The organism is Magnetospirillum sp. (assembly GCA_027532905.1).
Lineage (GTDB): Bacteria > Pseudomonadota > Alphaproteobacteria > CACIAM-22H2 > CACIAM-22H2 > Tagaea.
On record JAPZUA010000001.1, the window covers coordinates 1,052,814 to 1,078,511 of the forward strand.

Consider the following 25,698-nt stretch of genomic DNA (forward strand, 5'->3'; position numbering starts at 1 on the left):
ACTATTTCTCGGCCATGGCGAAGACTTCGCCCGTCTCGCCTTCGCGCAGGCGCTCGAGATGGTATTCGGCAAGCGCATCGTCGGGATAGCGCTTGCACAGATCCTCGAACGCCGCGAGCGCTGCTGGATCGGCGTTTTTCATGAGTTCGAACGCGGCCAGATAGAGCGTCGTGTTTTCGTCCGTTGCACGCGCACCCGTCAGCGGCTCGAACACGTGGATGGGTTCGGATTTGCCTTTGACGATCACGCCGCCGACCTTGCGGCACAGCACCTCGGGCGAGGCGTCGCGCGTCTGTTGCGTGATCAGGATGCGCGTGCCGAAATATTTGTTTAGGCCCTCGAGGCGCGCCGCCGTGTTCACCGCGTCGCCGAGCGCTTTGTATTCGTAGCGGTCGAGCGAGCCGAAATTTCCCACGTTCGCCTCGGCCGTGTGCACGCCGATGCGCGTCATGCCGAAATCGACCCCCTTGGCGCGCTCCTCGGCGCGGAAGCGTTCGGAGAATTGGTCGATGTCGAGGGCGGCCTGCAAAGCGCGCTTGGCATGGTCGGGCTGCTCGCGGGGCGCATTGAACATCGCGTAGATCGCATCGCCCGTGAACTGGTTGATGGTGCCGCCGAACTTCCAGATCTCGCGGCAGCCGCCATCGAGATAGCGATTGAGAATGTCGGCAAGATGCGCCGCCTCGAGCTTCTCCGACAGCGTCGTGAAGCCTTGCACGTCGGTGAAGATCAGCGACATCGGACGGCGGCTTGCCGAGAGGTCGAGCTTCTTGGGATCCTTGACGATCTCCTGCAGCAATTCGCCCGACACGTATTTGCTGAACACGCCTTGGATGAATTTCTTCTGCTGGCGCTCGGCACGGCCCGACCACGCGTCCGACAGCCAAAGTGCGAGGCCCAAAGCCACAACGGGCTCGATCAGCGGCAGCAGCAATTGCCGGTCGCGGAACAGATAGAAGGCGCCGACCCACAGCACGGCGATCGCGACGACCGCACCGGTCGCGCGCAGCCAGATCGGCACGCCCGTATTACCGAGCGCTGCCCCGATCAACGCAAACAGCGCCAGGGTCGCAACGAGCGGGACGAGGGCGCGATCCTCGGGTGCCACGCGGCCGTCGAGCAGCTGCGCCAGAATATGCGCCTGGATCACGATCCCGGCGATGGTCCCCTCGCGCCCTTCGCGGGCCACGGCAAACGGCGTGCGATGGCGGTCGGTCAGCGACAGATCGGCGCCAAGCAGCACGATCTTGCCGGCGATCCACGCATCGGGCAGCACCGGCACGGCGTGCGAGGGAAAGACGCGGAAGGGCGGCGTCTGCGCATCGGGCTGGCCGCGCCAGGCGATGATGCGCCGCGATTCCGGGATCGCCACGCCCAGTCGCTCGGCGAGGCGTGCCGCGACGTTGGGCAGGCGCGTGCCGTCGTGGCCTTGGCGCGGCTGGGGCACGAATCGGATCGTGCCGTCGCGAATGTCGGGCTCGATGTCGGCCAAGCCCCGCCATGCGGGGGCGACGAATTCGTCGAGATACTCGCGCTGTTCGTCGGTCACGTAGAGCGGCGAATCGCTGTAGCTGATCGCGAACGGAATCGTGAGGGCGGCCAGGACCGCGCGCAATTCGTCGTCCTTGTCTTCTTCGGTTTCCTGGTCGAGCAGCACGTCGAGCAGCAGCGCTTTGGCGCCCTTGGCCACAAGCGCTTCGATCGTCTTGGCGAGAAACCGGCGGTCGATCGGCGAGCGGTACGGAAACGACGACAGCGTTTCTTCGTTGATGGCCGCCACCACGATGTCGGGATGCTGCGACTCGGGCGCCGTCACGGTTGCGATACGATAGTCGGTCGTCCAGCGCTCGGCCGTGCCGACGAACGGAAACAGCCGGAAGATGCCGAACGCGACCGTCGCGGCCAAAACCGCGATCGCAAACGAAACGCCGATGCGGCGCAAGACGACGGCGGCGCTCATGCGCGCTTGAGCGCGCTCACGGAGCAACGGCGCGTGCCAATGCGCGCGCTTGGTCGTTGCAGCCTTTTTCGATCATCCATGCCGCCTGCAGCAGCGGATCGCTGAAGCTTGCGGGCATGCGGTGGATCACCACATTGGCGGCATTGCCGCCGACGTCGAACACGTAGCCGCGCCCATCGGCAAGCGGGATGCGTGCGGGCAGCGCAAAACGGTCGCTCTCCGCCGGCCATTGGCCGCGCGCGCGCCAGCTGCGGTCGGCAGGCTCGATCGCAAGCGCCGTCGCCTCGGCAAAACGCGGCCCCCACAGCACCGGAATAGCGTCGCCCGCAAGGCAGCGTGCGCCTGAGCGGCTCACATCGAGCACCCACGGATCGGGCAGTTCGACTGCTTCGCCGCCCGCGCGCACGACACCGAGTGCGGCCGTGCCCGCAACGCGCTGGTTCATGAGGTTCTTGAGCGCATCGCCGACATTGGCACCGCCCGTTGCCGCTTGACCCGGAGCGGGCGCTTCCTCGTAGGGGCCGCGCAGCTTCAATGAGCGCCCGTCGGATGCGATCAGCGTGAGGCGTTGGCCGGCCGTGAGCACCAGCACTTTGGTGCCGTCGATCTTGGCGCCGGGCGCCAATTCGATGCCTCTGGCTTCGACCACGACAAGCTCGTTCGCCGTCGCCGCCCCGGCGAGGCCGACGAAAACTGCAATGGCAGCACTAAGCGATCGAACGATACGACGCATGATCGCGAGTTTAGCTTGGATTGCGTGCAACCGGCAATGTTTCGGCGCTGAGGGCCGCCGCACCGTCGCCCTGCAGCACGAATGCACCCCAGAAAAACGGATGCGCGCTGGCGGCTTGGTCGGCGAGCGCCATCTGCGAGGCCGCAAGGGCGCGCGCAATGCCGCCGCGCGTGTTGCCGCCGAGCCGGTCGAACATGCCGGTTGTGAGCTGCACGGTCTGCTGGGAAGGCACTTGCCAGTGCGTGACCAGAAGGCCGCGGGCCCCGGCGAAGAAAAACGCTTCCGCCAAGCCCGACAGCGATTCGCCGCCGAGCCGTTCGCCCGAGGCCGCCGTATTGCAGGCCGAGAGCACGACAAGATCGGCATCGAGCCGCATCGCGGCGATCTCGCTTGCCTCGAGGAGCCCGTCTTCGGCGGGATCCGCCACGTCGCCGGCCGGTGCGCTCAGCGCCAGGCCCGGCTGGGCTTGGCAGCGCAATTCGCCGGGCAGCAGCCCGTGCGTGGCGAAATAGAGCACGCGGTAGCGCTCGAGCTGCTGGCGGCGCAGATTGGCGGCCGTGGCATTGGCACCCAGCAAAAAAGCGTTCGGCCCCGCATTCAGCGAAGCCGCCACGCGGCGCACTTCGTCGGCGGTCTCCGGCAACGGGGCAAGGGCGCGGATCATTGCGGCGGGTACGGCGCCGTCCGAACGGCACGCATCGGCGAGCGCACCGAGCCCGTTGGCGGCCCCGCTGCCTTGCGGCGCCCCCCCTGAATTGGGATTGCCGAAATCCGGATTGGCCAGCGCAAAAAACGGCTCAGGTGCCGCCGGGCGAGCGGCCAGCGTACGCAAATTCAGGAAAGCCCGCACGCTCGGCGGGCTTGCGGTCGCAATGCGGCGCGCCAGCCACGCCGTCTGCCGATAATCGCCGGCCGCTACTGCCGCTTGTTGCGGCGGTTGCGTCGCCAACACGGCGAAAGGCAGGCTCGCAAGGGCGCCGTTGGCGACGACGAACAATTGATCGACCTCCGCCAAGGCCGTCTCGAACGGCCCCAGCAAGGTGCGGTAGAGCCGATGCGACAGCGCCACGTCGAACGGGGCGACGTCGCTGCGGCCGCGAATTTCGAAGGCGTTGCGCAAGATGCGCACCTGGTCGGCGAGTTGCTCTTCGTCGCTCGCCAAGCGCGCGGCTTGGATGCCGTCGCGGCGCACGAGGAACGCAAACGCGCCGTCCGGCCCGGTCAGATAAAAAACGAGTGCTTCGCGCGGCCCCAAAGCGGCGCGCAACTCGTCCGGTGCGACCGGCTGCGGCGAGGTGAGGCGCGAGAAGCCGGGGGCCGCAAGCTCGATGTCAGCTTCGAGTGCGGCAGCTTTGGCCGTCGCGGCGGCGAGATCGGCGCGCAGCTTGGCCACGCGCGCGGCATCGCGCAGAGCCGTCGGCTTGCCGAGCTCGCCCGCAAGATCGAGGCCCAGACGGTCGCGGCTGCGCAACGCGTCTTCGTGCGCAGCCACGACGGGGGCGAGACGCGCATCGTCGCGCGCCAGGCGCTGCGCCGTGCGTGCAACGGCCCGCCCGGCCGTACCGTCGCGCATCAATTGGGCGACCGCAAACATCTCGGCATGCAAAGCGCCTGCGGCAGCCGGATCGCGCTTGGCTTGCGCATCGGCTGCCTCGAGGAACGGGCGCACTTGCGCGAAATTCAGCGTGCGCACCGGCACTTGCGCCAGCACGATGCGGAACGCGTCGCGGTAATTGTCGATCGCGGCCGCATAGCGCCCGTCGTTGCTCTGCTCGCGTGCCAGCGCCATCAGGCTTTGCGCCACCGGCCAGCCGCCGCCGAACACGCGCAAGGTCTGCTGCGCTGAAGCCGCAAGCAGGCGCTCGGCATTGACGAAGTCGCCGCGCGCACCGAGCACTTGGCCCAACTGCGACAAGGCGCGCGGCTGCCACCACGGCGGCAGCCCCGGAATGCTGTCGATGATGCGGCGCGCTTCGAGGGCGGCGGACTCGGCACCCGCAAGGTCGCCGGTTTCGAGCGCCATCGACGAGGCGAACAGAAGCGCATGCGCAAGCTCGGCCTGCAGCACCACGGCACTGCCGAAGATCGAGCCGCCGCCGCCTGCATCGAGGCTCGCCGGAATGCCGCCGCCCAGCGTTTCGATCAAAGCACGTCGACGCTGGATCGTGTCGCGCGCACTCGCCAGCGCCCGCTCGTACTGGCGCTGGTTGGCGGCGTGCAGGGCAAGAAAGGTCTGCAGGCGCGGATACTCGCCGGGATCGGGCGAGCGCAGGATCAGCGCTTCGGCGCGCTGGAACAACGCATCGGCCTCCTCGAAGCGGCCTTGCGCCGAAACTTCGAGCGCCAGCGAGCTCATCGTCGTGCCCGTGCCCGGATGGTCGGGGCCGAGCGCTGCCGTCTGCAGCGCAAGCGCGCGCCGATAGGCGGCCTCGGCCCCCGCATTGTTGCCGACGCTGTTGTAGAGCCGCGCAAGCTCGACGAGATCCTGGTAGCCGCCGACCGAATCGCTGCCGGCAACCGCTGCACCAAACGTCGCCTCAAGATGGTTTTTGAGGATCGCGACGTCGAACGGCCCCGGTGCTGCGGCCCCCAGCGACAGGCGCATCGCTTCGACCAAAGCCGGCAAGGCGGCAGGCTGGCCCTCGGCGACCGCCAAGCGATTGCCCGACACGATCGCCGCCGCAACGAGCGGCCAACCACCGTCTTTGAGCGAACAGGCAGCGACCATCAGGTTCGTGTCAGTACCGACCCATTCGGGCGATTTGCATGCCGCGCGCAAACCGAGCGTGCGGATCGGCGCACTCGTCTCGAACCTGCGCGCCAGGAACGCACGGCGCGCGTCCGGCTCTTGCGGCACGTTGCGCAATTCCGACAAAGCCTGCGCCGAGCCGTAGACACGCGGGCTATTGGCGCAAAAGATTTCGCGCAGATCGGGCTGCACGCGGTTGGGCACCGCCCGACACGCCTCGCCCGACAAGGCGGTGCCGACCGGCGTTTCGAAACTCGGCCCCCCGCCCATGGCCTGGCAGCCGGCCAATGCGACCGCGAGCCCGCAGACTGCGAGGCGCCAAACGGGCTTCATGCGCCCGGTGCCGGCGGCAAGCGCCGGCGCGTGTAGTCGCAGAGCATGTTCATGAGCGCCTTCATCATCGGATCCTTGAGGCCGTAGGATTCGACCACATGCGGCGGCGGCAGCATCATGCGCGCATGGCGGTCGGCGGCGGTTTCGTCGAGCGGCAATCCCGCTTTGGCGCGCGACTCGAACGGCACGGTCGAGCGGCAATATTCCATCAGCGAGTTGATGAGGCGCACGAGATCGGGGTCGAGCGACATCAGGCGCTGCGTAAGCTGCTGGCTGGTGATCACGATGCAGATCGTGTCTTCGCCAGCGACCGCCGTCGCCATGCGGTAGCCGCCGTCGAGAATCGCCATCTCCCCGAACAAGGCACCCGGTCCCAGGCTTGCCACGATGATCGGGGCATCCACGCCTTTTTTGAGGATCAGGATTTTGCCTTTTTCGACCAGAAACGCTTCCGACCCGGCTTCGCCCTCTTTGAATACGACTTTGGCCTTCGGGTAGGTGCGTTTGAACATGGCGCCTAGAAATCGCCCTTGCGAATCTGGAACACGTCCGGGTTCTGCGGATCGCGGATATACGAGATCTGCAGCGTCGGCGGCACCGCCGGTCGCTGGCCCTCAGGGGCTGCGACGCCAGCGAGGGCCGCAATCGCGCGCCGGCCTTGCGTATCGTCGCCGCGGAAGACGAGCACGGTGCCGTCGGGCTGGGCCAAATTGACGGCGACCGTATCGGCCTTGTAGCCCACGGACACAAGATGGGTTTGCAACATGCGCGCAAGATCGACGGCTGTGGCCGGTGCAAGCTGCGGATTGGCGGCCCCGCCGAACGTGACGGTCACCTGGACGAGTTGACGCGTACGGAAACCGATCACGTAGGCGACCTGTACCGGACCGCTGCCAGGCAGCAGGTCGGGGACGGTGATCGCCAGGATCTGCGTGCGCTCGACCCCGTTTTCGGCCGTCTCAATCTTGTCGGCCGGGATCGAGAAATCGCGCCGGATGGCCTGGCGCACTTGATCGGGCGTCATGCCGAACAGGGCCGAGCGGAAGCCGGTCAGGCGAAATTCAGGTTCGGCTGTCGCTGGAGCACCCGTCGCAGGCGGCGTTGTCGGGCGATTGGGGGCGGGTGCTTGTGCATAACCGGCGCTGGCCCCAATCGCCAGCGCGCCAAGGACCACCAAAAACCGTGCGATCGCACGATCACGCTGAATTTTTGTTCCCATTTGCTTACCCCATCCCCATCAATTACCGCCGTTGCGGCGGATCGGCAAGCCCGACACGACGAAGCATATATGGTAGACGAATGCGCGGAGATTGTACCGATTCTACCATTCGTGTATTGAAATTAACTATCCCGATGTCCGATTCGCGCGCCCTTAGGAAAGTACTCACTGCCTTTGCGGCGCTCGCCGTATTCGGCCCTGGGGTTGCCGTCGCTCAGCTTGTGATTCCGCCGTCGGCCGAGCCGCGCCTACCGGGTGCCCCGATCCGCGTGCCGGAAGTCGAACTCGACCTGACGATCCCAGCACAGCCGCGCGCCCCCGACCGCCGCGCAGTCGACGAGCTGCGCTTTTCGATCGAGCGCATCGTGGTCGAAGGTGCGACCGCCTACGATGCGCAGACCCTGGCCCGTTTTACGCAGCCGCTGATCGGCCAATCAGCCGGTCTTTCGTCGATCTCGGGCGTGGCGGAGGCGATCGAGGATCGCTACCGCGCCGACGGCTACGTGCTTACGCGCGTTTTCGTGCCGCCCCAGCGCGTGGGCGACGGCACGTTTCGCATCCAGGTCGTCGAAGGCTATCTCGACGACATCATCTTCGACGGCGGCAGCCCGGGCGTGCAGGCGCGCATTGCAGCCTATCTGCGCCGCGCACTCGAGGGCCGGCCCGCGAAATTGCGCGATCTCGAGCGCGGCCTGCTCTTGGCGGGCGATCTTGCCGGCGTCGATGCTGCCGGAACGCTGGCGCCGGGCCAGGTCCCGGGCTCGTCCAATCTGTCGATCCGCATCCAGGAACGGCCGGTGCAAGCAAGCGTGACGATCGCCAATCGCGGCTCGAAATTCCAAGGGCCCGTGACGATCGCCAACGAAGTCAGCTTCAATGGCCTTCTCGACCAGACCGAGCAGATCACGCTGGGCTTCACGACGATCCCGACCTACCGCGACAGCCGCGAAATGCGCCAGGGCAGCTTTCGCTATAGCCAACCGCTGTGGGGCGACGGGCTGACGGTCGGCTGGGACACGACCTATTCGGCCGGCTGGCTCGGCCACACGCTGCGCGCAACGGCCGTGCACACCGAGGCGCTGCGCTACGGGCCGCGCGCCTCTTATCCGATCATCCGGTCGCGGCGCGAGAATCTGAGCGTCGACGTGTCGGCCTTCGTGTCGCGCACCTTCACCTTCGCGACCGTGTCCGACGCCTACCAAGTCCAGACGGACGAAAAATATCTCGCCTACGACATCCGCTCGACCTACACGCAAGTGGGCTTTTGGCAAGGGGCGACAATCCTGACCGGCGGCATGACGCGCGGCTTCTCCGCCCTCGACGGCACGGAGGGTGCGGCCGCCGGCCTCAGCCGCAACGACGCGCAGGCCAATTTCACGAAATTCTCGGGCGAGCTGCGCCGCATCCAGATCCTGCCCGAGAATTTCTCGCTGCAATGGGTGGGCGCGGGGCAGTTCAGCAAGAGCAAGCTCTACGCGAACGAAGAATTCTCGCTCGGCGGCTCGCGCTTCGGGCGTGGCTACGATCCTTCGGAAATCACCGGTCGCCAAGCGCTCGCCATGTCGGCCGATCTGCGCTACGGCGATCTCAATACGATGGGCTGGCAGCCTTACACGTTCTACGACCACGGCCGCGTGTGGAGCGGGACCGGCATTCGCGGTTCGCTGTCGCAATGGCAGACGCTGACCTCGGCGGGCGTGGGTGCGCGCTTTGCGCCGCTTAGCTGGCTCAGCGCCGGGCTCGAAGCGGCCCAGCCTTTGACGCGCGCACCCGGTCTTGCCGAAGGGCGCAAGCCGACGCGCTATTATTTCGACGTCACGGCGCGCTTCTAAAGCGGCGATTCCGCATGCGGCAAACACACGCGGGCGGCAATACCGTCGCCGCGCGCGGCCGTCAGTATCTCGACATCGATGCCGTAGACTTGGCGCAACGAAGCCGCCGTCACGACGGCGTCAGGCGCGCCGTAAGCCAGCAGGCGGCCTTCATGCAACAGGGCCACGTGCGTTCCGTGCGCGAAGACCTGGTCGGGATCGTGCGTCGACAGCACGATGCCCACGCCCGAGGCCCTGAGTGCATCGATCTGCGCCAGCACGCGCGCGCGATTGCCGAAATCGAGGCTCGCGGTGGGTTCGTCCATGACGAGCAGGCGGGGCGACAGCGCCAGCGCACGCGCAATCAAAGTGAGTTGGCGTTCGCCGCCGGAGATCTGCGTGTAGATGCGGTCGGCCAAGTGGGCGATGCCCAGCCTCGTCAAGGCGGCGTGCGCAGCCTGCCGGTCGGCTTCGCTCGGCCGCGCGAACAGACCCAGATGCGCCGTGCGCCCCATCAGCACCATCTCTTCGACCGTGTAGGGGAAATAGCCGGGCTGGGCTTGCGGCACGTAGCCCACGCGGCGTGCAATGTCGGCGCGCGTCAGGCGCTTGATGTCCGTGCCGTCGAGTGTCACACGACCGGCAAGCGGCGGGATGAGGCCCAGCAGCGTGCGGAACAAAGTCGTCTTGCCGCCGCCATTGGGGCCGAGCAGGCACAGGACCGTTCCTTCCGCGAGCGCCAACGTCACGTCGCGACCAACAAACCGCGCGCCGAAACCGAAGGCCAGATTTTCGGCTGCGAGACTCATTGCCCCGGCCCTATTGCCAATGCCGGCGCGTGGCGGCCAGAAGCCACACGAACACCGGCGTGCCGAGGGCTGCCGTCAATACGCCGAGCGGCAATTCGGTGCGTATCAACGTGCGCGCCACCGTATCGACCCCAAGCATAAAGCTGGCGCCGAGCAGAATCGAAACCGGCAGCAGGCGCCGGAAATCCGGACCGACCAGCAGGCGCGCCACGTGCGGGATCAGGAGGCCGACCCAGCCGACGATGCCCGCGACCGAAACGACGCTGGCCGTCGCCAACGTGGCACAGACCACGATGGCGAGACGTAGGCGGCCCGTCTCGACGCCGAGTGCCCGCGCCTCATCGTCGCCCAACGACAAGAGATTGATGCGCCAGCGCAGCGCCCACAGCGGCACCAAGGACATAACGACCAGCAGCGCCAGAACCTGCATGTCGCTGCGATCGACCGCAGCGAGGCTGCCCAGCAGCCAGAAGGTGATGGCCGGCAATTGATTGTAGGGGTCGGCCAGATATTTGAGCAGCGACACGCCCGCCCCCAGCAGGGCGCCCAACGCGACGCCTGCGAGCACAAGCACCAAAACCGGATCGTGCCCGCCGACGCGCGAGGCGAGAAGATAGACGGCCGCAACCGCACCAAGCCCTCCAGCAAAAGCCATTGCCTGGATCGTCAGCACGTCGAGCGACAGATAGATGCCGAGGACAGCCCCAAGGGCCGCCCCCGACGACACGCCCAAGATATCGGGCGAGACGAGCGGATTGCGGAACAACCCCTGATAGGCAGCACCGGCGGCGGCGAGCGCGCTGCCGACAAGCAAGGCCGCGAGCACGCGCGGTCCCCGTACCGAAAAAAGCACAGTCTCGACGGCCGGATCGAGACCCGAGAGCGTGCCGGTGAGGCGCGCGAAAGCGGCTTCGAGCACGTGCGCTGCCGGGATCGGAAACCGCCCGACGGAAAACGCCATCAGCACGGCGGCGACCAGCAGCAGGATCGCAAATGCGTAGGCCGCGCGCGTTCTCACGCAGGCTCGCTCGCGCGCACGAAGGGTGCGATCTCGGCGTCGGACGGGCGGCGATGGTAGAACATCTCGAAAAACGCCGCGACGATGGGGCCGAGCGGTTCGGGGAAGAGGTCCGGATACAGCACGCGCCCGAGCCAGCGCAGACCCAGCAGCCGATTGACCGAGGGCGGGAAGTCGACCCAGCCGAACGGCACGTTCGGCGCCAGGAACACGCGCCGACGCCGCACGGCAGCAACCGACGCCCACAAAGGATTGGCGAAGACCCCGGCATAAAAATTGGGATCGACGGCGACGATCGTGTCGGGATCGAACAGCAGCACCTGTTCGATCGAGACTTGCGCAAGCCCGCCGCGACCCAACGATGCCGCGACGTTGGTCGCCCCCATCTGCTCGATAGCCTCGACATTGATCGAGCCCGCAAGTCCGGTTTCCAATCCCTGGGGCCCACGCGCAAAATAGAGGCGCGGGCGCTGGGCCATGGGTCGTCGTGCCACGCGCGCGTCGATGTCGGCCAGCGTTTCGCGCGCAAAGGCCGCAAACTGGGCCCCGCGCGCCGACTCGCCGAGTATGTCGCCAAGCAGCGCAAACGCGTCCGGCATTTTCCCGAATGCGCCATCGACCAGCAGATAGGGAACGCCAGTCTGCGTCTGCACACGGTCGGCCAGCGAAACGTATGTGTCGTTGATCGTGCCATAGTCGAAAATCAGATCGGGGCGCTGGGCCAGAACCGTTTCGGGATTGGCGGTGTTGCCGCGCCCGGTCAGCCGCCCAAGCACCGGCAGATCGGCATAACGCTGCGGCACGAAAGGTCGCTCGGCCGCTCGGAAGGCAGAGGTCCAGCCCACGAGCGTGTCGGGGGCCAGCGCATAGAGCAGCACGCTTGCCGGGGGACCTGCCGCATAGACGCGCGAAACGCGCGCGGGTACGCGCACGCGCCGACCGGCCGAATCGACGACTTCGCGCGTCCGGGCTTGCGCGCCGAGCGGATTCGGCATCGCGAATGCCGCACCCAATCCCGCAAGCGCCTTACGACGCGAGATGCGCACGGCCTACTTCCCCACGATCACGTCTGAGGCTTTGACGATGGCCGAGACTTTGTCGCCCTTCTTGAGGGCGAGCTCGTCCACGGCCTCATTTGTGATCGAAGCCGTCACGACGATGCCGGCCGCAATTTTGATCTTCACGTGCGACGTGGTCTGGCCGCGCACGATCTCCTGTACCTTGCCGGGCAGCATGTTGCGGGCACTGAGTTTCATGGAACGCTCTCCTCCTGCGGCAAGCCCGGGGCGTCGAAGCCATTGCGCTTCAGCACGGCTTGGGCCGCAGGCGACAAGATGAACATCGCGAAATTCGCGGCCTCAGCACGCGCCCCGCGCAGCAACGCAAGCCCGTAATCGGCGCCGACTGCAAGCTCTGCCGGGATCGCCACGATTTGCAGGCTTGGGATTTCGCGCTTGGCTTCTTCAGCCGCCGTGCAATAGGCCAGGAAGACGTCCGCGTTGCCGTCGGCAATGTTCGCCGCATAGACGCTGCGCCCGACCGGCGGCGGCGGGGCACCGGGCCCGCCGGTAAGCTTCAGCGCCTTGGCCTCGAGCCTTGCGCGCGCACCGGTCTGCACGCGCTCGGCCTTGGCGAACAGCGCCCACGCATAGTCGCCCGCCGGATCGGCGACCGGCGTCGACGTGCCCACACGGATTGCCGGGTCGAGCAGCGTGGCGAGCAGGTTCTGCGACGTCGCGGCAAGCCCCGGCCGCACGAGCGCGCACAGCCGATTGCGCGCAAAGAGCACAGTCGGCCCAGCCTGCCCGCTGGCCGACAGGCTCTGCGGGTGGGTCATGTTGGCGGAGGCAAAAACCTCCGCCGCCTCGCCGCCCGCAATACGTTCGCGCAAGAGCCCCGACGCGCCGAAAGTGCCCGCGACCTTGCCGCCCGTCTGCTTTTCGTAAAGCTCGGCGACCTGCGTCAAAGCGCTGCGCAGCGAACCCGCCGCATAAAGGCGGACGGGTTCCTGGGCTGCGGCGGGCACGGCCAGCATCGCGAGCAATGCGGCCAGAACTGCGCGCCTCACGAGCGCGGCCGCGGCGTTTCGGCGTTCGGGAAGAACAGCTGTTCGCCGCCGATCTTGTAGTCGGCGATCGTCGCCTGACCCTTGGGGCCGGCCAGCCATTCGATGAAGGTGCGGCCAAGCTCCTGCTTGACCGTGGGATGGCGGGCGGGATTGACGAGGATCACACCGTACTGGTTGAAGAGCTGCGCATCGCCCTCGACGAGGATGGCGAGATCGCCGCGGTTGCGGAAATTGAGCCATGTGCCGCGATCGGCGAGGATGTAGGCCCCCATGCCCGACGCCGTGTTGAGCGCCGGGCCCATGCCTTGGCCCACTTCGCGGTACCAAGCGCCCTTGGCGGCGGCAAGATCAACCTTGGCGCTTTGCCAGTAACGCAGTTCGGCCGCATGCGTGCCCGAATTGTCGCCACGCGACACGAAGGGTGCCGCCGCCTTCTGGATGCGGGAAAAGGCTTCGTTGACGTCCTTGAGGCCCGCAACGCGCGCGGGATCCGCCTTCGGGCCGATCACGACGAAATCGTTGTACATGACCTGGATGCGCGCCACGCCGAAGCCTTCGGCCACGAAACGCTCTTCGGCCGGCTTGTCGTGCACGAACACGACGTCGGCATCGCCGCGGCGACCCACATCGAGCGCTTGGCCAGTACCCAGCGCCACGACGCGCACGTCGATGCCGGTGTCGCGCTTGAAGGCCGGCAGCAGATGGCCGAAGAGGCCCGACTGGTCGGTCGACGTCGTCGAGGCGACCGTGATGAAGCGTTCTTGCGCTTGTACGGGCAGCGCCGCCAACGCCAGCAAGCCCGCCAATACGACGCGCCGCATCTTCACCGCTGTGTCTTTCACTGCTGTGACCTTCACCATGGCAATTCTCCTGCAAGATAGGCCGCCGCTTCCGGCGTGCCGGGGGATTTGAAAAAGCGATCGGCGGGTGCATGTTCGCGCACGCGGCCGCGATGCAAGAAGACGATGTCGGCACCCAAACGCCGCGCCTGGCCAAGATTGTGCGTCGTCATCACGATCTTGGTGCCCTCGTCGGCCATCGCGCGCAGAATGTCTTCAAGGGCACGCGTTGCGGCCGGATCGAGGCTCGCGGTGGGTTCGTCCAAAAACAGAATCTGCGGGTCAAGCGCCCAAGCGCGTGCCAGCGCCACGCGCGCCTGCTCGCCGCCCGACAGCACGCGCGCGGGTCGCTCGGCAATCGCTTCAAGGCCGACGCGGCGCAACCTGTCGCGCGCGATCTCGGTGCGCGTGCGATGCGAAACGCCGCGCAGCTTGAGCCCGTAGGCGACGTTGGCGAGGGCCGAGCGGCGCAGCATCGACGGGCGCTGAAACACCATCGCCTGATGCCCCTGGGGATCGCTTGCCCACGCGATCGTGCCGCCGGTCGGGGTCGCAAGCCCGTGGCACAGCCGCAGCAACGTGCTCTTGCCCGAGCCGTTGGCGCCGACCACGATCGTGGGCGCACCGGCGGCAAGCGTGAGCGTGAAATCCTCGGCGACAAGCGTGGCACCGATCGCGAGGCGCACATTCGCAAGCTCGAGCGGCAGGATGCTAGCCATAGCTGCGCACCGACATGTTCTTGAGCCACGCCGCCGCCGCATTGACGGCAAGCACCACCGCGAGCAGCACGATCCCGAGGGCGAGTGCCAAACCCAGATCGCCCTTGCTCGTTTCGAGAGCGATTGCCGTCGTCATCGTGCGTGTGACACCTGCGATGTTGCCGCCGACGATGATCACAGCACCCACCTCGGCCGCCGCACGCCCGAACCCGGCGAGGACGACGGTTACGAGCGCATAGCGCGTGTCCCACAGCAGCGTGGCGGCCGACTGCATGAGGCTTGCGCCCAGCGAGCGTAGCTGGTCGCAATGCTCGGCCCACGCATCTTCGAGCGTTTGGCGCGCAAGTGCCGCCAGGATGGGAGCGATCAAAATGGTCTGGGCCACAATCATGGCGCCCGGCGTGAAGAGCAGCCCCAAACTGCCGAGCGGGCCTGCACGCGAAAGCAGCAGATAGACGACGAGCCCGACTACGACCGGCGGCAGCCCCATCAATGCGTTGAGAATCACGACGATGGTCTGGCGGCCGGGAAAGCGGGCGAGCGCCAAGGCCGCACCGATCGGCAAGCCGATCGCGGCCGCGATCAACGTCGCGGCAAGGCTCACTTGCAGCGACAGCGCCACGATCCCGAACAGTTGCGGGTCGCCGCCGATCAGCAGAGCCAGTGCCGTCGCAAATGCATCGCCAAATATCGCCATGGATGTGGGGGAATGTCGGTTGGCGCGGCAGGCAGGTCAAACCCCTTGCGCGGCAAAGTTTGCATGTTTTTGCAGGATTTTGCATAAAGGCAGCATGGGCGAAGCCGTTTTGACGACCGAGGAAGTCGCGCGCCATCTGCGCTTGAAGCCGCGCTCGATCTACGAGCTTGTGCGCGCCAAACGCATCCCGTGCGCGCGCATCGGCGGCAAATGGCTGTTTCCGCGCAGTCTCGTCGATGCGTGGCTCGTGCAGAACACCGACCTCGGCGCGCTTAAAGCACAGCCCGCTTCGCCGCCGCCGATCCTTGCCGGCAGCCACGACCCGCTGCTCGATTGGGCGCTGACGCGCTCGGGCTGCGGGCTTGCGGCCCTGCCGGGCGGCAGTCTCGACGGGCTCGACGCCCTGCGCGACCGCCGTGCAATGGCGGCCGCCCTGCACATCGTCGATCCCGACAGCGGCGCCTTCAACGTACCGGCATTGCAGGCCGCCTTACCGGGCCACGATCTGGTGGCGTTCGGCTGGGCATGGCGCACGCAAGGCCTGCTCGTGGCGCGCGGCAACCCCAAGAAGCTGCGTACGCTTGCCGACCTCCGCCGCCGTCGCATCAAAACAATGTTGCGCCAACCGGCCGCAGGCAGCCATGTTCTGTTCATGCATCTCCTCGCCGAAGCGGGCATTCGCCTGACCGAACTCGACGCCGCCCCCCTGCCCGCCTTCAACGAGACCGAGATTGCGGCTGCCGTGCGCGAGGGCCATGCCGATGCAGGCTTCGGCGTTGCCGCGTCGGCGGGCCAGCTCGGCATCGATTTTGTGCCGCTGTTCCGCGAGCGCTTCGATATCGCCGTGCGACGGCGCGACTATTTCGAACCGTCCCTCCAAAGCCTGCTCGCCTTCGCGCGCAGCCCCGCCCTTGCCAAACATGCCGAGCATCTGGGCGGCTACGATCTCTCGTGCCTCGGCCAAGTGGTGCTGAACCAATGAGTCCGACAATTATCGCCGTTTCGAGCCACGCCAAACACGAGTTTTCGAAACCTGCCAAAGACGCCATCGAGCTTCGCGAAGGGTTCGGAATCGTGGGCGACGCGCACGCAGGTACGACAGTCCAGCATCTGAGCCGCATAGCAGTCAATCCGAACGCGCCCAATCTGCGCCAGGTGCATCTGATCCACGCCGAATTGCTCGACGAGCTGCGCGGTCGCGGCTTCGCACTCGCCCCCGGCGCCATGGGCGAAAACGTCGTCACGCGCGGCATCGACCTGCTCGGGCTTGGCACGGGCACCGTTTTGCATCTGGGCGCCGACGCGGCGATCCAAGTCACGGGCTTGCGCAATCCGTGCGCGCAGCTCGACAAGCTTCAGCGCGGCCTTTTGGCCGCCGTCCTCGACCGCGATGCGAACGGCGCGCTCGTGCGCAAATCCGGCATCATGGCGATCGTGCTGAAAAGCGGGCAGGTCCGGCCCGGCGATGCGATCCGCATCGAAGCACCGCCCGGCCCCTTCGTCGCTTTGGCACCGGTCTAAAGTTCTTCGGGCGGCTTGTGCTTGGCAAAGAGCCGCAGCAACAGCAGATCGTAGACGATCTTGATGCCGCCCGCCGCAACCAGCGGCCAGCCGAAACTCGAGGCCGCCAGCATCGCACCCGCAAGGATGGGCCCGACGGCCGTCGCAAGCGTGCGCGGGGCGGTCGTAAGGCTCGCCGCTGCGGGCCGTTCGGCCGCCGAGACGGTCGCCATCACGTAGGATTGGCGCGCCGGCACGTCCATTTGCGTGAGCAGGCTGCGCAGCATAAGCAGCCCGACCGCGATCTCGGCATCGGGCGCGAAAGGCACTGCCATCAGCAGGAAATTGGCGGGCAGATGCGAGAACACCATCGTGCGGATGAGGCCGATGCGCTTGGCGAGCCACACGGCCGCGAACTGTGAGAACGCGGCGAGCAGGCGGGTGGCGAAAAAAACTGCCCCGGTCTCGGCGGCCGAAAAATCGAACCGCACGAGCAGCCACAGAGCCAGGATCGCCTGCACGATGAGGCCGCTTGCGAACGAGTCGATTGCAAATAGCGCAGCCAGCACCAGCACATGGCGGCGCGACTGCTGGAGCGGAACGCGCGCGGCCCCCTTCTCGGGCTTGCTGTCCGGCACGCCGCGATAAAGGGCGAAGATCGCAAGGCCGATTGCCGCATAGACGAAAAACATCGTCTCGGTCGAAATCGCCAGATAGTCGATGAGGCCGATCGACAATGCGCCGAAAGCGCCCGCGAAAATCCCGACGAAGCCGTAGCGCGCAAATACCATCGTGCGCGCGTGGCCGTCGGCGTCGGCGGCCAGCGTGGCATGTTCAAGCGGCACGAACGGGCTCGAATCCCCGCCTGCGACATTGAGCGTGCCGACGAACCCGACCACCGCCACGACCCAGAAACCTTGCGCGAAACCGAAGGCGAGCCCGGTCGCCGCCATTGCGAGCGAAGCGCCCAGCAAGAGCGTGCGGATCGACGCGAGATGGGCCGCCATGCCCACGCCGAGCGACGTAAGGGCGGCCCCTGTGAGCGCCAAAGTCGAAATCGCACCGACCGCAAACGTGTCGTAGCCGAGGGCGGTCAGATGCAGCGGCAGCAACAGGGCCGCAAACCCGTCGGCGAAAGCGCGCAAGCCGCGCCCGGCCGTGACCCGTGTGGATTCGCGCATTCCCGATCCCCCGCCCCCCAAGGGTCTAGCGGGTATGCGGCGGCTTCGCTAGAGGCGGCGCAGATCGGCGGCGGGCAGATACTTGTCGGACCAGAGCAGATCGGCCTGCACCACGCGCGGCGATTCAAGCCCGCGCGCCAGCAACTCGACCGAGCGCTGCAGGCGCGGCAGCTCGATCTGGCCGAGGCCCAGACGCGCCGTCTCCGCCCCCAGCACTTGGTTGTCGAGCACCCATTTGAGGCGGTCGCGCTCGATATCTTTGTTCACGAGCCCGTCGGCCTTGAACAGCGATTCGGTTACGGCCGCAGGATCGGCAACCGCATCGCGCCAACCGCGCATCGTGGCGCGCAGGAAGCCCGGCAACGCCGCTTCGTTCTCGCGCAGGAATTTGCGGCTTACGATCACGGAGTTCGAATAGAGATCGAGCCCGTGCTGCGAATAGAGCATGATCGAGATGTCTTCGAACTTCACGCCGAGCCCGCGCAGATTGAGCCAGATCGTCGAATCGAAGCCGGTGATCGCCTCGACCTCGCGGCGCATGAACACGGCTTCGCGCAAGCGCAGATCCATGTTGTTGAACTTGACCGACGCCGGATCGAGCGAATTGGCGCGGAAGAAAACCGGGAACAGCCGGAATGCATTGTCGGTGAGCGGGCCGCCGACCGTGCGCCCGATGAGATCGGCGGGCTTCTGGATGCCGGCCGATTTCCACGACACGATCGCGGCCGGTGTGGATCGGTAGATGTTGAAGATGCCAAGCGGTGTCGCATCCGGATTGCGCAGATGCCATTCGGCCAGGGCCGGCAAGTCGGCAAAACCGAGATCGTAGGTGTCGGAGGCTACGCGCTGCATGGCGTCGGCACCCGAGGCCGGATCCATCGACGCGATGCGAATGCCTTCTTGCGCGAAATAGCCGCGCTCGGCCGCATGGATGAACGGCGAATTGGTGCCGTTGCGCGGCAGGTTGAGGGTAAAACGCACCGGCACGCCGCCGCTCTGCGCGAACACGTAAGGGGCCGGCAAAGCCGCCAAAGCGCCTGCGGCGGCCGCGGATTTCAGAAACGTCCGGCGCGCGACGTTTTTCGGCTTGTGCATGGCATCCCCCTCCGGCTTGCGAGGCGGAAATCCACGCAAGCCCTATGCCAATTGCAGTCTAGCGCCGCGTTTCGGGGGACAGGTCGCGTTCCAGGCGCTGGCTGTATTTCGACATGCCGAAACACAAGATGAAATAGGTGAGGGCCGCGAAGACGTAGGCCTCGTTGGGAAAGCCCATCCAGTTGGGATCGCCAAGCGCCGCGCGCAGCGTGGTGAAAAAGTCGAAAATGCCGACGATGACGACGAGCGTCGTATCCTTGAACAAGCCGATGAACGTGTTGACCTGCGCCGGGATCGTCATTTTGAGCGCTTGCGGCAGCACGATCAGGCGCATTTTTTGCGCATAGTTGAGGCCCAGCGATTCGGCCGCCTCGTATTGGCCGCGCCCGAGGCCCTGCAAGCCGCCGCGCACGACTTCGGCCAGATACGCCGCCGAGAAGATCGTGTAGGCGAACTGGATGCGGAACAGCCGGTCGATCGTCATGCCCGAGGGCAGGAACAGGGGCAGCATGATCGCCGCCATGAAGATGATCGTGACGAGCGGCACGCCGCGCACACATTCGATGACCGCAACGCAGAACCATTTGACGACCGGCATGTGCGAGCGCCGCCCGAGTGCGAGCAGGATCGCGAGCGGATAGCCGGTCGCAAGGCCGAACACGGCGATGAACACGGTGACGGTGAGCCCGCCCCACAGACGCGTGGGCACCTGGGTTCCGAAAATCTCGATACCGAAGAAGGTGCCGTCCATCAGCATGAACATCAGCGCCGATGCGGCAAGCCAGGCATAGATGAGATTCTTCGACCACAGCCGGCGGAACAGCGACAGGCCGACCATGACTGTAAACAGCGACAGCATCGTGGCCGGGCGCCAGCGCAGCTCGTAGGGATAGAGGCCGAAAACGGCGAACCAGAATTTCTCGTCGATGAACGCCCAGCAAGCACCGCTGCGCGCTTCGCGGCATTGGGCGGCAGTACCCGTCCAGTGCGCGTCGAACATCGCCCAGCCGAGGATCGGCGGCAGGATCTTGTAGAGCACGTAGAGGCACACGAGGGTGATCGCGGCATTCAGCGGCGTGCCGAAATAGCGCAGACGCAGGCCGTTCGCGACGCTGCGCCAGGTGGCACTTGCGGCACGCGGCGCCGACATCGGAGCGGCAAGATCGGCCATGCGCCTAGCGCTCCTTCAGCGCGACGCGCGCGTTGTAGATATTCATGCCGGCCGCCGTCAGCAGCGACAGCACGAGATAGACCGTCATCATGATGAAGATCACCTCGATCGCCTGGCCGGTCTGGTTAATCGAGGTGTTCGAAACGCTGAACAGATCCTGATAGCCGATCACGATCGCAAGCGACGAGTTTTTGGTGAGATTGAGGTACTGGCTCGTGAGCGGCGGCACGATCACGCGCAGGGCCTGCGGCAGAATGACAAGGCGCATGATGCGGCCATTCGAAAGCCCGAGCGCGCGCGACGCCTCCCACTGGCCCTTGCCGACCGACTGGATGCCCGAGCGCACGATCTCGGCGACAAACGCCGCCGTGTAGATCACAAGGCCTGTGAGCAGTGCCGCGAATTCCGGGCTCAGCTCCGCACCGCCCGCGAAGTTGAAGCCCTGCAGTTCCGGCACCGACAGGATCAGGCGGTCGCCGGTCAGCTGGGCGGCAGCCAGAGGCAGCATCACAAGATAGCCGACGCAGATCGGCCACACACGGCGATATTCGCCCGTCTGCATCTGATGCGCGCGCGCGCGCCGCGTGGTCCACACGATCGCCGCGATCGCCAGGGCAAGGCCTGCCAGCGCAAAGACGGCCGCATCGTTCCATTCGAGCACGGGGATCTTGAGGCCGCGCTGCGAGAGATACACGCCCGGCAGCGGATTGAGCGCTTCGCGCACGCTCGGCAGTTGCTGGAACACCACGAGCCAGAACACGAGTTGCAGCACCACAGGCGTGTTGCGCACAATTTCGATATAGGCACCGACGAGGCCCGACAGCAGCGGATTTTCAGAGAGGCGCAGAATGCCGAGGAACACGCCGAGCAGCGTGACCAGAAGGCAGCCGATAATGGCAACGCGCAGCGTGTTGAGCAGCCCCACGAGCAACGCGCGCGCATAGCTGTTCGACGGCGTGTAGGGAATCAAATATTCGCCGATCGGAATGCCGGCCGAGCGGTCGAGGAAGCCGAAGCCCAGCGTGAGGCCGCGCGCGGCCATGTTGGTCTGGACGTTCGAGAAGAAGAAGATCGCAGCTGCCACAACGACGAACAGGAGGGTCGCCTGCAAGGCAAGCGCACGCGCCGTGCGGTCGTACCACCAAGCGGGCAGCGACGAGGTCGAAGAGGTGGCTTGTTGCATTTGCTGCGAAATCCAAGTGGCCGCTGCCGATAAGCCGGCAGCGGCCGTCCTTGGCTCGACTCAGCGTGCGGGCGGGGCGTAGAGGAGGCCGCCCTTGGTCCACACGTTGTTCATGCCGCGCTCGAGGCCGAGCGGGGTATTGACACCGATGTGGCGTTCGAAGATTTCGCCGTAGTTGCCGAACGTCTTGATGATCGTGCGGGCGTAAAGAGCATTGGCCGCACCGATCGATTCGCCCATGTTGCCTTCAGCGCCGAGCAGGCGACGCACGACCGGGTTGGTCGAGCTGGCCGCGATCTGATCGACATTGGCGGCCGTGATGCCCATTTCTTCGGCATCGATCAGCGCAAACACGGTCCATGCGACGAGGTTCGTGAGTTCTTCGTCACCCTGGCGCACGGCTGGCCCCAACGGCTCCTTGGACACGCGCTCGGGCAGGATCACGTGGTCGCGCGGGTTGGTGAGCAAGGTGCGCTGGGCGGCCAGTGCCGCGAAGTCGTTCGTGTAGACGTCGCAACGGCCCGCATCGTAGGTACGACGCAGCTCGTCGAGATCGGCCACGACGACCGGGCGGAACGTCATGTTGTGCTGGCGGAAATAGTCGGCGAGGTTGAGCTCGGTCGTGGTGCCGGGCTGCACGCAGACCGTCGCACCGTTGAGACCGCGCGCACTCGTGACGTTGAGGCGCCGCGGCACCATCATCGCCTGCCCGTCGTAGAACACGACGGCGGGGAAGTTGAAGCGGTTGACGTTGGTGTCGCGCGTCAGCGTCCAGGTCGTGTTGTTCGACAGCATGTCGACTTCGCCAGACGCGAGTGCGGGGAAGCGGCTCTGCGTCGTCACGGGAACGAATTCGACCTTGTTCGGGTCGTTGAAGATCGAGATCGCCACGGCGCGGCAGATATCGACGTTGAAGCCGGACCAGCGGCCTTGCGTGTCGGGGACGCCGAAGCCCGGATTGCTCGGCCCCTGTACGCCGCAGCGCAGCGTGCCGCGCTGCTTGATGGCGTCGAGTGCCGGACCGGCGAGAACCGCCGCCGGTGCGAACACAAAGAATGCCGCCGCAGATGCGGCAAAAATCGTCGCGAATTTCACTGGTAGCCTCCGTTCATGCGCCCCTGTGGTCGGGGCTTGGGGGGGATTCTTAGCGACGCCCATGCCCGCTTTTTACGGCGGGACATGGGCGCTGTCGGTCGTGCGTGCGGCCGGGGCAAAGATTGTCCCGATACACGTCATCCGGACATATGAGCAATTCGCGGGCCATCTTCAAGATGGCGCAAACGCGATATTTCGCCCGGTTTACAGGCAAAAATCGTTAAATCTGCCTAAATGTTTTCCCGCGTGAAAATTGTAGTTTTCGCTCTGCCGCGAACGCGGGCGCTCAAGCTTTCGATCTTGCCCAATGTGCGGCGATCGCGTCGCTTGTCGCGAGCCACACGTCAGGATGGGCAGTGCCGATATGGCGCAAAGCGGCCTTCAGCTTGCGCAAACGAAAGGGCTGGCCCGCAACATAGGCATGCAAGGCAACGCCCATCACGAGCGGCTGGCCCTCCGCCTGTTCACGCATTTCGTCGAACTGGTCGACGATCATGTCGGCGAAATCGGCCGCACTGTGGCGCCGCGCCACGATGGCGTTCGAATCATTGAGCTCCTGCGGATAGGGTACGCTCAGCAACCGGCCGCCCTGCACGTTGAGCCAGATCGGTTGGTCGTCCATGCACCAATCAAGCACGTAGGAAAAGCCCGCCGCGTGCAAGAGATCGGGCGTGTGCTTTGTTTCGGCGATCCACGGCCCGAGCCAGCCTAGCGGGGCTGTTCCCGCATGTGCGGCGATCGCGTCGCGCGCTTGCGTGATGAGTTGGCGCTCCGCCGCTTCGTCGAGCCCGGCTTGGCTTTCGGAATTCGTGCGCCCATGTGCGACAATCGCGGCACCTGCGGCGCGGAACGCCTGTGCGAGTTCCGCATGGCGCTTGTAAATCGCCGAATTGACCAGCAGCGACGGGACGATGCAGCTCTGCTTAAACGCGTCGAGCAGCCGCCATGCGCCCACACGATTGCCGTATTCGCGCCACGACCAATTCAGCACGTCGGGCGTGCCCGATCCGGGCACGATGTCCTCGGAGAGGCCCTCGCCGAACGCGTAGCTTTCGAGATTGAGCGCGACATAGACCGCCAAGCGCTTGCCTTCAGGCCACGCACCGGCCGGCCGCCGCACGATCGGCACATCGTCGAAACGGCCGGGATGCGGCAGATCCATTGGTCAGCCCTTAAAGCGGGCGGCAAGTGCGGGCGACAGGCCGACAGTCTCGCGGCCCACAGGCAACGCATAGCTGCCTGTGCGCGCCTTGGCCGGGCGAATGCGCACGAGCGCTTCGAGCAGCGGCACGCCGGTCGTGATGCCGTCGAACATCGGTACGGGGATCTTGTCTTGCAGGCGCGCAGGTACCCCTGCCATCACGGCCCCCGTCAAGACGATCGCCTCGACATGGTCGCGCTCGACGAGGTCGTTTGCCGCTTCGACGATCATGCGCTCGACCTCGCTCTGGTCGCCGGGCGCGTAGGGTGCGGCACTTTCCAGCGCGCGCCAACCGGCCACGCAGCCGCCGAGCCCGGTTGCGGCAATCGTGTCGCGGTAGAGCCCCAGCACGCGCTTGCCGAACAGGATTACGCCCACGCGCCGCCCCACCAAGGTCGCCACGTGCAAGGCGGCTTCGGTCATGCCGAGCACAGGGACCGACAACATTTCGCGCGCGGCCGTTACGGCGGTGTCGTAGGAGACGACGATCAAAACGCCGTCGCAGTCGCCCGCATGTTCGGCGACGAGCGCCATCGTCGAATGCTCGGCAATCGCGTTTTCGCTGCGCGAGCCGATCACGCGTGCGCCGAAACTGCCGGTGACGGCGCGGATCTCGGTGCCGGGAGAAGCCGCCAAGCGCGCGGCGTCGGCCACTTTGCCCGTGACGAATTCGGAGGTGTTGGAATTGACCAGCAGCAGACGCATCGCGGAACACTCGTTTGAAAGATGTTTGGAAACGCTTTCGAGCCTAGCCGTCGCGACCGCGCCGGTCGAGGCCCACGTCGCGCGCCATCGCGCGCAGATAGAGCGCGCGATAGTAAGGCTCGAGTTCGCCCGCTTCGCGGCGCAGCTCGGCCATGCCGGCGCCAAGTGCCGGGGCGAGTGCCGCAACCTCGGCCAGAATCGCGGCCTCGTCGAGCGTGAGCAGCTTGCCGTTTTCGACAACAAGACGACCGCCCACGACGACGTCGCGCACCGAGGAGCCGGTTTCGCAATAGACAAGCTGGCGCTCGAGATCGTTGAGCGGCGTGAATGCCGTGGTCGCAAGATCGAGCAGCGCCACATCCCCCGCCGCACCTGGCGCAAGGCGCCCCAACGGCACGGGCGCGCGCGCCGCACGCGCGCCGCCGAGATACAGCGCGTCGAGAATCTCGGGCGCTTTGGGCCAATCGCGATAGTCGGTGCGCGTCAGCGTGTGCACAAGGGCCGCCGACTTCGCGACAAGCCACAGATTGTGCGTGTCGTCGACCGTGGCCTCGTCGGTGCCGAGTGCGAGATGCACACCTGCGTCGCGCAAACGGCGCCACGGCATGATGCCGCTGCCCAGGCGCAGATTGCACACCGGATTGTGCGACACAGTGCAGCCCGAGCGCGCCAGCAGGTCGATGTCGTCGTCGTCGATCCAGATTGCGTGCATCACGAGCATGCGTTCGTCGAGCAGCCCGAGATCGTGCACGTAACGCACCAGCGATTTGCCGAGTTTTTCTTCGCCGAACACGCGCTGGGTTTTGGTCTCGAGGATATGCACGAAAAACGGGAGATCGCGTTCGCGCGACAAGGCACTCAGACGCGCGAAATAGTCCTGCGTGACGCGGTGCGGGGCCGAGCACGATACCGCTGCGCCCAACCGCCCGCCTTCGGCCCCATGCCAACGCGCGACCAGATGCGCGTAGCATTCCATCAATTCGTCGGCCGATTGGCGCGGCGCCGCATCCATGCGCGCGCGAATCGCGGGCGGAATGAGCTCGGCCAAGAAAGGCTGCTTGTCGTATTCGACGATGTTGGGCTGGTCGAGCGCCATCGTCGCGCGCATGCCGCTGTCGCGATAGGCTTCCATCACAGCATCGATCGCGTCGGGTGTCACGGTCGGTACGTAGAACGCATCGTCGAGCACCGTCGTGATGCCGAGCTTCAGCATCTCGATCGCCCCCAAGGCCGTGCGCAGATAGGCAAGGCGCCGCCCCTGCCCTTCGGCGGCCAAAGGCGGCACTTCGTAAAGCATGAAGACTTCGAGTGGATACCCGTCGAGACAGCCGCGCATCAGATTGCCCGGCGAATGCACATGCGCGTTGACGAGGCCGGGCACTGCGAGTTTGCCGCGCGCATCGAGCGTGCGAATGCCGTCGGGCACAAGATCGGCGGCCACATCGCCCACCGCGGCAATGCGGCCGCCGCGAATGAGAATATCGCCCGCCTCGATATGGCGCGGCGTCTCCATCGTGAGGATGCGCGCACCGCGTATCAGCAAATCGCCGGTCATCCGCGAAACTCTATCGAGTCGCGTGCGGTTCGGGTACGGAAATTGCTAACATTCGGC

At 66.0% G+C, this 25,698-nt stretch carries 24 protein-coding genes; 3 read left to right on the forward strand and 21 right to left on the reverse strand.

Features of this window, described 5'->3' with window-relative positions; all coding sequences use genetic code 11:
- Position 1: 1 nt before the first annotated feature.
- Genes O9320_05120 through O9320_05140 form a run of 5 tightly spaced genes read right to left on the reverse strand, consistent with a single transcriptional unit; the run spans position 2 to position 6,994 of the window.
- A complete protein-coding gene (locus O9320_05120) occupies positions 2–1,960 on the reverse strand; it encodes an adenylate/guanylate cyclase domain-containing protein (GenBank protein MCZ8310212.1) in 1,959 nt (652 codons plus the stop codon).
- Positions 1,961–1,976: 16 nt separating this feature from the next.
- Positions 1,977–2,693, reverse strand: a complete 717-nt coding sequence (locus tag O9320_05125) for a hypothetical protein (GenBank protein ID MCZ8310213.1) — start codon at positions 2,691–2,693, stop codon at positions 1,977–1,979.
- 10 nt (positions 2,694–2,703) lie between these two features.
- Positions 2,704–5,775 (reverse strand): CHAT domain-containing protein, encoded by a 3,072-nt coding sequence (locus O9320_05130; GenBank protein MCZ8310214.1) that lies wholly within the window; start codon positions 5,773–5,775, stop codon positions 2,704–2,706.
- On the reverse strand, positions 5,772–6,287 hold the full coding sequence (locus tag O9320_05135) for a cyclic nucleotide-binding domain-containing protein (protein ID MCZ8310215.1): 516 nt from the start codon (positions 6,285–6,287) through the stop codon (positions 5,772–5,774). The genes O9320_05130 and O9320_05135 overlap by 4 nt, the downstream gene beginning before the upstream one ends.
- Before the next feature lie 5 nt (positions 6,288–6,292).
- On the reverse strand, positions 6,293–6,994 hold the full coding sequence (locus O9320_05140) for a hypothetical protein (protein MCZ8310216.1): 702 nt from the start codon (positions 6,992–6,994) through the stop codon (positions 6,293–6,295).
- A gap of 134 nt (positions 6,995–7,128) precedes the next feature.
- On the opposite strand from O9320_05140, the gene O9320_05145 reads away from it, so the two are divergent.
- Entirely contained in the window at positions 7,129–8,826 is a 1,698-nt protein-coding gene (locus O9320_05145; protein MCZ8310217.1) for a hypothetical protein, read from the forward strand.
- On the opposite strand, the gene O9320_05150 is transcribed toward O9320_05145, so the two are convergent.
- From O9320_05150 to O9320_05185, 8 genes are read right to left on the reverse strand one after another with little or no spacing between them, the layout of a single operon-like run.
- Entirely contained in the window at positions 8,823–9,614 is a 792-nt protein-coding gene (locus O9320_05150) for an ABC transporter ATP-binding protein (protein MCZ8310218.1), read from the reverse strand. The two genes, O9320_05145 and O9320_05150, sit on opposite strands and share 4 nt — an antisense overlap.
- Before the next feature lie 10 nt (positions 9,615–9,624).
- On the reverse strand, positions 9,625–10,632 hold the full coding sequence (locus O9320_05155; GenBank protein ID MCZ8310219.1) for an iron ABC transporter permease: 1,008 nt from the start codon (positions 10,630–10,632) through the stop codon (positions 9,625–9,627).
- The gene (locus O9320_05160) at positions 10,629–11,678 is read right to left on the reverse strand and encodes an iron ABC transporter substrate-binding protein (GenBank protein ID MCZ8310220.1); all 1,050 of its coding nucleotides are present in this window, start codon (positions 11,676–11,678) and stop codon (positions 10,629–10,631) included. The genes O9320_05155 and O9320_05160 overlap by 4 nt, the downstream gene beginning before the upstream one ends.
- Before the next feature lie 3 nt (positions 11,679–11,681).
- Positions 11,682–11,888, reverse strand: coding sequence for a TOBE domain-containing protein (locus O9320_05165; protein ID MCZ8310221.1), 207 nt, complete (start codon positions 11,886–11,888; stop codon positions 11,682–11,684).
- Complete coding sequence (locus O9320_05170) at positions 11,885–12,700, reverse strand: molybdate ABC transporter substrate-binding protein (protein MCZ8310222.1); 816 nt, start codon at positions 12,698–12,700, stop codon at positions 11,885–11,887. The genes O9320_05165 and O9320_05170 overlap by 4 nt, the downstream gene beginning before the upstream one ends.
- Complete coding sequence (locus O9320_05175) at positions 12,697–13,521, reverse strand: substrate-binding domain-containing protein (GenBank protein ID MCZ8310223.1); 825 nt, start codon at positions 13,519–13,521, stop codon at positions 12,697–12,699. The genes O9320_05170 and O9320_05175 overlap by 4 nt, the downstream gene beginning before the upstream one ends.
- Before the next feature lie 32 nt (positions 13,522–13,553).
- The gene (locus O9320_05180; GenBank protein MCZ8310224.1) at positions 13,554–14,258 is read right to left on the reverse strand and encodes an ATP-binding cassette domain-containing protein; all 705 of its coding nucleotides are present in this window, start codon (positions 14,256–14,258) and stop codon (positions 13,554–13,556) included.
- Entirely contained in the window at positions 14,251–14,955 is a 705-nt protein-coding gene (locus O9320_05185; protein ID MCZ8310225.1) for an ABC transporter permease, read from the reverse strand. Before O9320_05185 ends, O9320_05180 begins: the two co-directional genes overlap by 8 nt.
- Positions 14,956–15,049: 94 nt before the next feature.
- Here O9320_05185 and O9320_05190 point away from each other — a divergent pair, with 94 nt between their 5' ends.
- Both O9320_05190 and O9320_05195 read left to right on the forward strand, forming a co-directional pair.
- Positions 15,050–15,937, forward strand: coding sequence for a helix-turn-helix transcriptional regulator (locus O9320_05190; GenBank protein ID MCZ8310226.1), 888 nt, complete (start codon positions 15,050–15,052; stop codon positions 15,935–15,937).
- Positions 15,934–16,476 carry an MOSC domain-containing protein gene (locus O9320_05195; protein MCZ8310227.1) on the forward strand — a complete coding sequence of 181 codons (543 nt, stop codon included), beginning with the start codon at positions 15,934–15,936 and terminating at the stop codon, positions 16,474–16,476. Before O9320_05190 ends, O9320_05195 begins: the two co-directional genes overlap by 4 nt.
- Here the strand turns inward: O9320_05195 and O9320_05200 are convergent.
- The 8 genes from O9320_05200 to O9320_05235 all read right to left on the reverse strand — a co-directional run bounded on the left by O9320_05200 (position 16,473) and on the right by O9320_05235 (position 25,641).
- Positions 16,473–17,636: an MFS transporter gene (locus O9320_05200; GenBank protein ID MCZ8310228.1), complete on the reverse strand. Its 1,164-nt coding sequence runs from the start codon at positions 17,634–17,636 to the stop codon at positions 16,473–16,475. The genes O9320_05195 and O9320_05200 overlap by 4 nt on opposite strands.
- A 48-nt stretch (positions 17,637–17,684) precedes the next feature.
- Positions 17,685–18,731 carry an ABC transporter substrate-binding protein gene (locus O9320_05205; GenBank protein MCZ8310229.1) on the reverse strand — a complete coding sequence of 349 codons (1,047 nt, stop codon included), beginning with the start codon at positions 18,729–18,731 and terminating at the stop codon, positions 17,685–17,687.
- Positions 18,732–18,789: 58 nt separating this feature from the next.
- Positions 18,790–19,902 carry an amino acid ABC transporter permease gene (locus O9320_05210; protein ID MCZ8310230.1) on the reverse strand — a complete coding sequence of 371 codons (1,113 nt, stop codon included), beginning with the start codon at positions 19,900–19,902 and terminating at the stop codon, positions 18,790–18,792.
- A gap of 4 nt (positions 19,903–19,906) precedes the next feature.
- Positions 19,907–21,085 carry an ABC transporter permease subunit gene (locus O9320_05215; GenBank protein MCZ8310231.1) on the reverse strand — a complete coding sequence of 393 codons (1,179 nt, stop codon included), beginning with the start codon at positions 21,083–21,085 and terminating at the stop codon, positions 19,907–19,909.
- A gap of 60 nt (positions 21,086–21,145) precedes the next feature.
- A complete protein-coding gene (locus O9320_05220) occupies positions 21,146–22,180 on the reverse strand; it encodes an amino acid ABC transporter substrate-binding protein (GenBank protein MCZ8310232.1) in 1,035 nt (344 codons plus the stop codon).
- 286 nt (positions 22,181–22,466) lie between these two features.
- Complete coding sequence (locus O9320_05225; GenBank protein ID MCZ8310233.1) at positions 22,467–23,342, reverse strand: polysaccharide deacetylase family protein; 876 nt, start codon at positions 23,340–23,342, stop codon at positions 22,467–22,469.
- A 3-nt stretch (positions 23,343–23,345) separates the two neighbouring features.
- Positions 23,346–24,086, reverse strand: coding sequence for an aspartate/glutamate racemase family protein (locus O9320_05230; protein MCZ8310234.1), 741 nt, complete (start codon positions 24,084–24,086; stop codon positions 23,346–23,348).
- A gap of 43 nt (positions 24,087–24,129) precedes the next feature.
- On the reverse strand, positions 24,130–25,641 hold the full coding sequence (locus tag O9320_05235; GenBank protein MCZ8310235.1) for an amidohydrolase family protein: 1,512 nt from the start codon (positions 25,639–25,641) through the stop codon (positions 24,130–24,132).
- Between the last annotated feature and the right edge of the window lie 57 nt (positions 25,642–25,698).

Bases quoted from the DNA above. Each gene is read 5' to 3' on its own strand.
- O9320_05120 (MCZ8310212.1), bottom strand. From the start codon at position 1,960: ATGAGCGCCGCCGTCGTCTTGCGCCGCATCGGCGTTTCGTTTGCGATC.
- O9320_05125 (MCZ8310213.1), bottom strand. From the start codon at position 2,693: ATGCGTCGTATCGTTCGATCGCTTAGTGCTGCCATTGCAGTTTTCGTC.
- O9320_05130 (MCZ8310214.1), bottom strand. From the start codon at position 5,775: ATGAAGCCCGTTTGGCGCCTCGCAGTCTGCGGGCTCGCGGTCGCATTG.
- O9320_05135 (MCZ8310215.1), bottom strand. From the start codon at position 6,287: ATGTTCAAACGCACCTACCCGAAGGCCAAAGTCGTATTCAAAGAGGGC.
- O9320_05140 (MCZ8310216.1), bottom strand. From the start codon at position 6,994: ATGGGAACAAAAATTCAGCGTGATCGTGCGATCGCACGGTTTTTGGTG.
- O9320_05145 (MCZ8310217.1), top strand. From the start codon at position 7,129: ATGTCCGATTCGCGCGCCCTTAGGAAAGTACTCACTGCCTTTGCGGCG.
- O9320_05150 (MCZ8310218.1), bottom strand. From the start codon at position 9,614: ATGAGTCTCGCAGCCGAAAATCTGGCCTTCGGTTTCGGCGCGCGGTTT.
- O9320_05165 (MCZ8310221.1), bottom strand. From the start codon at position 11,888: ATGAAACTCAGTGCCCGCAACATGCTGCCCGGCAAGGTACAGGAGATC.
- O9320_05175 (MCZ8310223.1), bottom strand. From the start codon at position 13,521: ATGCGGCGCGTCGTATTGGCGGGCTTGCTGGCGTTGGCGGCGCTGCCC.
- O9320_05180 (MCZ8310224.1), bottom strand. From the start codon at position 14,258: ATGGCTAGCATCCTGCCGCTCGAGCTTGCGAATGTGCGCCTCGCGATC.
- O9320_05185 (MCZ8310225.1), bottom strand. From the start codon at position 14,955: ATGGCGATATTTGGCGATGCATTTGCGACGGCACTGGCTCTGCTGATC.
- O9320_05190 (MCZ8310226.1), top strand. From the start codon at position 15,050: ATGGGCGAAGCCGTTTTGACGACCGAGGAAGTCGCGCGCCATCTGCGC.
- O9320_05195 (MCZ8310227.1), top strand. From the start codon at position 15,934: ATGAGTCCGACAATTATCGCCGTTTCGAGCCACGCCAAACACGAGTTT.
- O9320_05200 (MCZ8310228.1), bottom strand. From the start codon at position 17,636: ATGCGCGAATCCACACGGGTCACGGCCGGGCGCGGCTTGCGCGCTTTC.
- O9320_05205 (MCZ8310229.1), bottom strand. From the start codon at position 18,731: ATGCACAAGCCGAAAAACGTCGCGCGCCGGACGTTTCTGAAATCCGCG.
- O9320_05210 (MCZ8310230.1), bottom strand. From the start codon at position 19,902: ATGGCCGATCTTGCCGCTCCGATGTCGGCGCCGCGTGCCGCAAGTGCC.
- O9320_05215 (MCZ8310231.1), bottom strand. From the start codon at position 21,085: ATGCAACAAGCCACCTCTTCGACCTCGTCGCTGCCCGCTTGGTGGTAC.
- O9320_05225 (MCZ8310233.1), bottom strand. From the start codon at position 23,342: ATGGATCTGCCGCATCCCGGCCGTTTCGACGATGTGCCGATCGTGCGG.
- O9320_05230 (MCZ8310234.1), bottom strand. From the start codon at position 24,086: ATGCGTCTGCTGCTGGTCAATTCCAACACCTCCGAATTCGTCACGGGC.
- O9320_05235 (MCZ8310235.1), bottom strand. From the start codon at position 25,641: ATGACCGGCGATTTGCTGATACGCGGTGCGCGCATCCTCACGATGGAG.